The organism is Micromonospora echinofusca (genome assembly GCF_017614955.1).
Taxonomy (GTDB): domain Bacteria; phylum Actinomycetota; class Actinomycetes; order Mycobacteriales; family Micromonosporaceae; genus Micromonospora; species Micromonospora echinofusca_A.
On sequence record NZ_WVUH01000317.1, the window covers coordinates 1 to 8,274 of the forward strand.

Sequence of the window (8,274 nt, forward strand, 5' to 3'; positions counted from 1 at the left end):
GCCCCCCGGTAGCCCCGACCGAAGCCGGCCCGGTCGATCAGCCAGGCGGCGCTGACCTTCACCACTCCCCCGGTACCCGGCCAGGCCGGCGGTTCGCCCAGGTCGGCGGCCCGTTCCCGGAGCAGGTCGTACCCGGCCTGGTCGAGGATGGGGTTGGTGAAGAACGAGCCGACCGACCAGGTGTCCGGGTCGTCGGCGTCGAGCACCATGCCCTTGCCGGCGCGCAGGGTCAGCACGGCGGCCCGGGCCCGGTCCAGCGGCACGCGCTCCCCCACCTCCACGCCGAGGGCGCGGGCCAGTTCGGCGTACCGGACCGGCCCGGACAGCGGCGAGCGGGTCAGCCGGAAGTCCACCGCCAGGACCACCCAGCGGTCGCTGAACCGGAAGATGCTGGAGCGGTACGCGAAGCCGCAGTCGGCGCCGCCGATCTCGTCGACCGTGCCGTGGTGCCGGTCGTACACCTGCACGGCGGTCACCGTCTCGGCGACCTCCTGCCCGTACGCGCCGACGTTCTGGATGGGCGTGGCACCGGCCGAGCCGGGGATGCCGGAGAGGCACTCAAGCCCGGACCAGCCGTTGCCGACGGTGGTCGCGACGAGGTCGTCCCACGGCTCACCGGCCTCGACCCGGATGGTCACCGTGTCCGCGTCCTCGGCGACGACGCGGTACCCACGGGAGCGGACCAGCACGACGGTGCCCGGGAAACCGATGTCCCCGATCACCACGTTGCTCCCACCCGCGAGGATCAGTACCTGTTCGGCGCGACCCTCCGCTTCTCGTACGTTCTGTACGATTTCTTCGGCAGTCGTCGCCACGGCCAGCCGCCCCGCCACTCCACCCAGACGCAGCGTGGTGTATCTGGCCAGAAATCTGGCGTCGGCAGGTTCGGTGAGGGCCGTCCGCTGGGCACTAACGTCTGACACGCCTTCACCCTAGGCTGAGATGCAGCCGCGCCGCCCACTGGTACGCCGGTCGCCTGGAAGGATCACGATGAGCAGACTGCACGGCAGCAAGGACTTCTGGCTCGGGGCGCTGCGGGTCGAGGGGCCGGCCTTCGCCTCGGCGGTGGCCGAGGCGCCGCCGCAGACACCGGTCCTGTCCTGCCCCGGCTGGACGGTCAGCGATCTCGCCCACCACCTGGCCCGGGGGTACGCCTGGGTCCGTTCGTTCGTCGGTTCGGGCACGACCAACCCGCCGGCCGGTCCGAGCGGGGAGACGCCCCCCGGGGTGAGCCCGGTGCAGCACTTCCAGCAGGAGTACGACCAGTTCATGGTGCTGCTCGACGGGCTCGACCCGGAGTCGCCGGCCTGGAACTGGGCGCCGCAACCGAAGAAGGCCGCCTTCTGGCCGCGCCGGATGGCGATCGAGACCGCGGTCCACCGGTGGGACGCGCAGCTCGCCATCGCCGCCGGTGAGCCGATCGAGGCGAAGCTCGCCGCCGACGGGGTCAGCGAGGTGCTGGACACCTGGCTGCCGGCGGGGCGGCGGCAGCACTCCGGGCAGTGGCACGGGGTGATCCAGTTGGTGGCGGCGGACGCCGGCCAGGAGTGGTACCTCCGGCTGCGCGGTGCCGGGGTGGCCCTGCTGGACACCGACACGATCCTGGACAGCGACGACCACCATGCCCGGGCGCACGTCACCGGCACCGCCAGCGACCTGCTACTGGCGCTGTACGGCCGGATCGGTTTCGAGATGCTGGAGGTCACCGGCGACCGCACGCTGCTGGACGGGCTGCGGACCGGCTGACCGGACGGGCTGCGGACCGGCTGACCGGACGGGCCGCAGACTGACCGGACGGGCCGCAAACTGACCGGGCAGGCGGCAAACTGCTCGGGCGGGCCAGAATGACGGGATGCGTCCCGTCGTGGCAGAACCCGTCACCACCGACCGGCTCGTGCTGCTCCCCCTGGCGGTGGCGCACGCCGCCGAGTTGGCCGGGGTGCTGGCCGACCCGGAGCTGCACACCTTCATCGGCGGCGTCCCGGCCCGCCCGGACGAGCTGCGCTCCCGCTACCGGCGGCTGGTCGCGGGCTCGCCGGACCCGCAGGTCGACTGGCTGAACTGGGCGCTGCAACTGACCGGGCGAGACCACCTGACCGACCCGGTCCGAACGACCGGCACAGACCGGCCGAGCGGGACCGACCGACCGACCGGCACAGACCGGCCAGCTGGCCCGGGCCGGCTGGTCGGCACGGTCCAGGCGACGGTGTCCCGCGCTGCGCCCGACGCGGTCGCGGAGATCGCCTGGGTGGTGGGGACCGCCTGGCAGCGGCAGGGCATCGCCACCGAGGCGGCCCGGGGGCTGGTCGACTGGCTCCGGCAGCAGGGGGTCGGCCGGATCGTCGCGCACGTCCACCCCGACCACCGGGCGTCGGCCTCGGTCGCCACCGCCGCCGGCCTCGTCCCCACCGACCACCGGCAGGACGGCGAGGTCAGGTGGGTCCTGCCGGACGGTACCCGGACCGGCTGACCGGTACCGATCCACCGACAGTAGAGAGCGCTCTCTTGACATCCCGCCGGAGGGGCAGCACCCTGTCGTGAGAGCGCTCTCTCAGAGCGCTCCAGCGCACCCCACCACCAACCCTAGGGGGACCCTGACATGGGTGTCATTCCGCGTCGACGGTTCGCGGCCGTGGCCGTCGCCCTGGCCGGCGTGCTCGTCGCCAGCAGCGCGTGCGGCGGCAGCGACGATTCGCAGCAGGCCGACGGGCCGATCACGCTCACCGTTGACGTCTTCGGACAGTTCGGATACGAAAAGCTCTACCAGGAATACATGGCCGCCAACCCCAACGTGAAGATCGTCGAGCGGGGTACCGGCAGCAACCTCGACGAGTACTCGCCCAAGCTGACCCAGTGGCTCGCCGCCGGCAAGGGCGCAGGTGACGTGGTCGCCATCGAGGAGGGCGTGCTCGTCGAGTACAAGGCCAACCCGCAGAACTTCGTCAACCTGCTCGACCACGGTGCCGCCGACCTCAAGGGCAACTTCCTGGAGTGGAAGTGGAACCAGGCGCTCACCGCCGACGGCAAGCAGCTGATCGGTCTCGGTACCGACGTCGGCGGCATGGCGATGTGCTACCGCACCGACCTCTTCGCCAAGGCCGGGCTGCCCACCGACCGGGAGGCCGTGTCGAAGCTCTGGCCGACCTGGGCCGAGTACATCGCCACCGGTGAGAAGTTCAAGGCCGCCAACACCGGCGCCTCGTTCCTCGACGCCGCCACCAACACCTTCAACACCATCGTGCTCCAGACCGCCGGCAGCGGACCGGGCTACCACTACTACGACACGCAGAACAACCTCGTGGTGGACAGCAACCCGGCGGTGAAGGAGGCGTACGACATCACCATGGACATCGTCGACTCCGGGCTCTCCGGCAAGTTCGGCGCCTGGTCCGAGGAGTGGGTCTCCGCCTTCAAGCAGGCCAAGTTCGCCACCATCGCCTGCCCGGCCTGGATGACCGGGGTGATCGAGGGCAACGCCGGCCCGGACGCCAAGGGCAAGTGGGACATCGCCCGGGTCCCCGGCAACGGCGGCAACTGGGGCGGCTCGTTCCTCGCCGTGCCGAAGCAGAGCAAGCACCAGGAGGAGGCCGTCAAGCTGGCCAAGTTCCTGACCAGCCCGCAGGGACACATCGGCGCGTTCCAGGCCAAGGGCCCGCTGCCCTCGTCGCCGCAGGCACTCGCCGACCCGGCCATCACCAGCTCGAAGAACGCGTACTTCTCCGACGCCCCGGTCGGTCAGATCTTCGCCGAGGGCGCCAAGACCCTGAAGCCGGTCTACATGGGCCCGAAGAACCAGGCCGTCCGGACCGAGGTGGAGAACGCCGTCCGGACCGTGGAACTGGGTCAGCGTAACGCCGAGCAGGGCTGGCAGGACGCGGTCGCCAACGCCAAGAAGGCCGCTGCCAAGTAACCCTGGAGAGGAACGCCGCCATGACCGTCCACCTGGACGCGCGGCCGCCGACCGTAGAGGCCCGGGCGCAAGCCCGGGCCCCCCGGGTCCGGTTCAGCCGGTTCGACATGAAGTACTCGCCGTACCTGTACGTCGCCCCGTTCTTCGTCCTGTTCGGGATCTTCGGGCTCTACCCGCTGGTGTACACCTTCTGGGTCTCCCTGCACGACTGGGACCTGCTCGCCGTCGACCACGAGTTCGTCGGTCTGGCGAACTACACCGCCTTGATGGGCGACACCGACTTCTGGCACTCGGTCGTCAACACGTTGGGCATCTTCGTCCTCTCCACGGTCCCGCAGATGCTGCTCGCCCTCTGGCTGGCCAACCTGCTCAACCGGCAGCTGCGGGCCCGGACCACGTTCCGGATGGCGGTGCTGATCCCCAACATCACCTCCACCGCCGCCGTGGCGATCGTGTTCAGCGCGCTCTTCGGCCAGCAGTTCGGCATGTTCAACTGGATGCTCGACCTGGTCGGGCTGGACCCGATCGGCTGGAAGACCAACCGGTACGCCTCCTGGGCGGCCATCGCCACGATGGTCGACTGGCGGTGGACCGGGTACAACGCACTGATCTTCCTGGCCGCCATGCAGGCCATCCCGCGTGACCTGTACGAGTCGGCGGCCATCGACGGGGCCCGGTCGGCCCGGCAGTTCTGGTCGATCACGGTTCCGCTGCTGAAGCCGACGATCATCTTCGCGGTGATCATCTCCACCATCGGTGGACTCCAGCTCTTCACCGAGCCCCGGATGTTCCACGCGGGCACCAACCCGATCCGGGGCGGACCCCTGCGGGAGTCGCAGACGATGACGATGTACATGTTCGAGAACGCCTTCGCCCCGCACTTCAACTTCGGGTACGGCTCGGCGGTCGCCTGGTTGCTCTTCGCCCTCATCGCGATCGTGGCGCTGATCAACGTCCTGCTGATCCGCAAGCTCGGCGGCAGCGTGACGGGGGAGGACTGAGATGGCCAGCAGCAGACTCTTCGCGGCGAGCCGCCTGACCTACTTCGCGTTGATCGTCACCGGCATCATGTCGATCTTCCCGATCTACTGGATGTTCGTCGTCGCCACCCGGTCCAGCGACGCGATGGGCCAGCTCCCGCCCCCGGTCACCCCGGGCGGGAACTTCGGCGCCAACGTGGCGAAGCTGTTCGGCAACACCGACGCGTACTTCCTCACCGGCCTGATCAACTCGGCGATCGTCGCCGTCTCGGTCACCACGTCGGTGGTCTTCTTCTCCACCCTCGCCGGGTTCGCCTTCGCCAAACTGCGCTTCCGGGGCCGCAACGCGCTGCTGGTGGTGATCGTCGCGACCATGATGGTCCCCACCCAGCTCGGCGTGATCCCGCTGTACATGCTCATGACGAAGCTGAACTGGAACGACCGGCTGCCGGCGGTCATCGTGCCGGCCCTGGTCACCGGGTTCGGGGTGTTCATGATGCGCCAGTACGCCAGCCAGGCGGTCAGCAACGAACTGATCGAGGCGGCCCGGATGGACGGCTGCAACACCGCCCGCATCTACTGGAACGTGGTGCTGCCGGCACTGCGGCCGGCGGCAGCGGTACTCGGGTTGCTGACCTTCATGACCACCTGGAACGACTTCCTGTGGCCGTACGCGGTGCTCAACGACCCGGAGAACCCGACCGTGCAGCTCTCGCTGCGGGCCCTCTCCGACGGCTACTACACGGACATGTCGCAGGTGTTCACCGGCACGGCGATCGCCACCCTGCCGCTGCTGCTCGTGTTCATCCTCTTCGGCCGCCAGATCATCGGCGGCATCATGGAAGGTGCGGTCAAGGCTTGAACGAGATCCGTTTCCCCGAGAACTTCGTCTGGGGCGCGGCCACCGCCGCCTTCCAGATCGAGGGCGCCGCCCAGGAGGACGGGCGCGGCGCGTCCATCTGGGACACCTTCTGCCGCACCCCGGGCAAGGTGTACGCCGGGCACACCGGCGACGTCGCCTGCGATCACTACCACCGGTACTCCGACGACGTGGCACTGATGGCGGAGCTGGGGCTCCAGGCGTACCGGTTCTCGGTCGCCTGGCCCCGGATCCAGCCGGACGGCACCGGCCCGGTCAACCCGCGCGGCCTGGACTTCTACGACCGCCTGGTGGACACGCTGATCGCCCGGGGCATCGACCCGATCGTCACCCTCTACCACTGGGACCTGCCGCAGACGCTCCAGGACCGGGGCGGCTGGCTCAACCGGGAGACCGCCGAGCACTTCGCCGAGTACGCCGCGGCGGTCCACACCCGGCTCGGTGACCGGGTCCGCACCTGGACCACCCTCAACGAGCCGTGGTGCTCGTCCTACCTGGGGTACGGCAACGGGGTGCACGCCCCCGGCCAGCAGGACCCGGCGGCGGCCTTCACCGCCATCCACCACCTGCTGCTCGGCCACGGCCTGGCGGCCGGGGCGCTGCGCGCGGCCGGCGTGCAGGTCGTCGGCATCACGCTCAACCCGACCGACGTGCAGCCGGCCGACCCGACCAGCGCCGACGACGCCGAGGCGGTCCGTCTGGTGGACGGGATGCACAACCGCATCTTCCTGGATCCGCTGTTGAAGGGCGGCTACCCGGACGACATGCTGGCGCACGTCGCCCGGTACGTCGACCCGGCGACCTTCATCCGTGACGAGGACGAGAAGACCATCGCCGCGCCGATCGAGCTGCTCGGGATCAACTACTACTCGCCCACCTACGTCGCCTGGCGGCCCGGGGCGGCGGGTGACGACAAGTACCCGGGCACCGAGGGGCGGGTGCACTTCCTCCCGGCCACCGGTCCGGTCACCGACATGGGCTGGCTGATCGAGGCGGACGGACTGACCCGCCTGCTGGAGCGGCTCGGCCGGGACTACCCGGGCGTACCGCTGATGATCACCGAGAACGGTGCGGCCTTCGCGGACCGGCCGCGCTACGACCCGTCCGTGGACGACGGCGAGGTACGGGACCCGGACCGGATCGCCTACCTCGACGGGCACCTCCGCGCCGCGCACACCGCGCTCGCCCGGGGGGTGGACCTGCGCGGTTATCTCGTATGGTCACTGCTGGACAACTTCGAGTGGGCGGAAGGGTACCGTAAGCGCTTCGGAATCATCCATGTCGACTACCTGACCCAGCGGCGGACGCCCAAGGCGAGCGCCCGCTGGTATCAGGAGGTGATTGCCCGGAACGGGCTGTGACGATGGTGGGGGGTGGCATGACGACCGCGCAGCGGCCGACGCTGGAGGCGGTGGCCCGGCGGGCCGGGGTCTCCCGTGCCACCGTCTCCCGCGTGGTGAACGGCTCCACCACGGTCGCCGAGGAGATCCAGGAGGCGGTCCGCCGGGCGGTGGCCGAGCTGGGGTACGTGCCCAACCTGGCCGCCCGCACCCTGGTCACCCAGCGGACCGACTCGATCGCCCTGATCATGCCGGAGGCGGCCACCCGGGTCTTCTCCGACGACCAGGTCTTCCCCGGCATCATCCAGGGCGTCAGTCAGGAGTTGGAGGCCGCCGACAAGCAGCTCGTGCTGATGCTGGCCGGGTCGGCGGCCGGCCACGACCGGGTCGAGCGGTACACCCTGGGCCGGCACGTCGACGGGGTGCTCTTCGCCTCGCTGCACGGCGCCGATCCGCTGCCCGGCACCCTGGCCCGGGCCGGCATCCCGGCGGTGTGCAGCGGGCGGCCCCTCGACGACTCCGTCCCCTACGTCGACGTCGACCACCTGGGCGGGGTGAGCCGGGCGGTGGCGTACCTGCTCGACGCCGGTCGGCAGCGGATCGCCACCATCGCCGGCCCGCAGGACATGGTGGCCGGTATCGAACGGCTCGCCGGTTACCGGGACACCCTGGCCGCCGCCGGGCATCCGCCGCTGGTCGCGGTCGGCGACTTCACCCGGGAGTCCGGGGCGGCGGCCATGCGGCAGCTCCTCGACCGGCACCCCGACCTGGACGCGGTCTTCGCCGCCTCCGACCTGATGGCCCACGGCGCGCTGCGTACGCTGCGCGAAGCCGGTCGACGGGTGCCGGACGACGTGGCGGTCATCGGCTTCGACGACATCGAGATGGCCGCCTACACCGACCCGCCGCTGACCACCGTCCGCCAGCCGATCAAGGAGATCGGCCGGGAGATGACCCGGTTGCTGCTCCGGATGGCCACCGGTCAGCCCTTCGAGCAGACCGTCATCCTCCCGACCGAACTGGTGATCCGCGAATCCGCCTGATCCGGATCTGCACGCGCCGGTCGGGCGCCGGCCGGGGCTGTGCGGGGCCCGGCGTCAGCCGGTCGACCGGCACCGGCGCCAGGGCACCGACACCGGGGCGCCGGGGCACCAGGGCCGGGGC

At 70.5% G+C, this 8,274-nt stretch carries 8 protein-coding genes; 7 read left to right on the forward strand and 1 reads right to left on the reverse strand.

Annotated features, from left to right (window positions below; genetic code table 11):
* Positions 1 to 923: UDP-N-acetylmuramate dehydrogenase (locus tag GSF22_RS26855; RefSeq protein WP_208816524.1), on the reverse strand; the 923-nt coding region annotated here is incomplete at its 3' end.
* A gap of 67 nt (positions 924 to 990) precedes the next feature.
* Here GSF22_RS26855 and GSF22_RS26860 point away from each other — a divergent pair.
* The 7 genes from GSF22_RS26860 to GSF22_RS26890 all read left to right on the forward strand — a co-directional run bounded on the left by GSF22_RS26860 (position 991) and on the right by GSF22_RS26890 (position 8,153).
* Positions 991 to 1,746 (forward strand): maleylpyruvate isomerase family mycothiol-dependent enzyme, encoded by a 756-nt coding sequence (locus GSF22_RS26860; protein WP_208816525.1) that lies wholly within the window; start codon positions 991 to 993, stop codon positions 1,744 to 1,746.
* Between the two features lie 106 nt (positions 1,747 to 1,852).
* Positions 1,853 to 2,470 (forward strand): GNAT family N-acetyltransferase, encoded by a 618-nt coding sequence (locus tag GSF22_RS26865; RefSeq protein ID WP_208816526.1) that lies wholly within the window; start codon positions 1,853 to 1,855, stop codon positions 2,468 to 2,470.
* 129 nt (positions 2,471 to 2,599) lie between these two features.
* Positions 2,600 to 3,910 carry an ABC transporter substrate-binding protein gene (locus GSF22_RS26870; protein WP_208816527.1) on the forward strand — a complete coding sequence of 437 codons (1,311 nt, stop codon included), beginning with the start codon at positions 2,600 to 2,602 and terminating at the stop codon, positions 3,908 to 3,910.
* 20 nt (positions 3,911 to 3,930) lie between these two features.
* Complete coding sequence (locus GSF22_RS26875) at positions 3,931 to 4,911, forward strand: carbohydrate ABC transporter permease (RefSeq protein ID WP_208816528.1); 981 nt, start codon at positions 3,931 to 3,933, stop codon at positions 4,909 to 4,911.
* A gap of 1 nt (position 4,912) precedes the next feature.
* Entirely contained in the window at positions 4,913 to 5,752 is an 840-nt protein-coding gene (locus GSF22_RS26880) for a carbohydrate ABC transporter permease (RefSeq protein ID WP_208816529.1), read from the forward strand.
* Positions 5,749 to 7,131: a GH1 family beta-glucosidase gene (locus tag GSF22_RS26885; RefSeq protein ID WP_208816530.1), complete on the forward strand. Its 1,383-nt coding sequence runs from the start codon at positions 5,749 to 5,751 to the stop codon at positions 7,129 to 7,131. Before GSF22_RS26880 ends, GSF22_RS26885 begins: the two co-directional genes overlap by 4 nt.
* A 17-nt stretch (positions 7,132 to 7,148) precedes the next feature.
* Entirely contained in the window at positions 7,149 to 8,153 is a 1,005-nt protein-coding gene (locus GSF22_RS26890; RefSeq protein ID WP_208816531.1) for a LacI family DNA-binding transcriptional regulator, read from the forward strand.
* Positions 8,154 to 8,274: the final 121 nt, after the last annotated feature.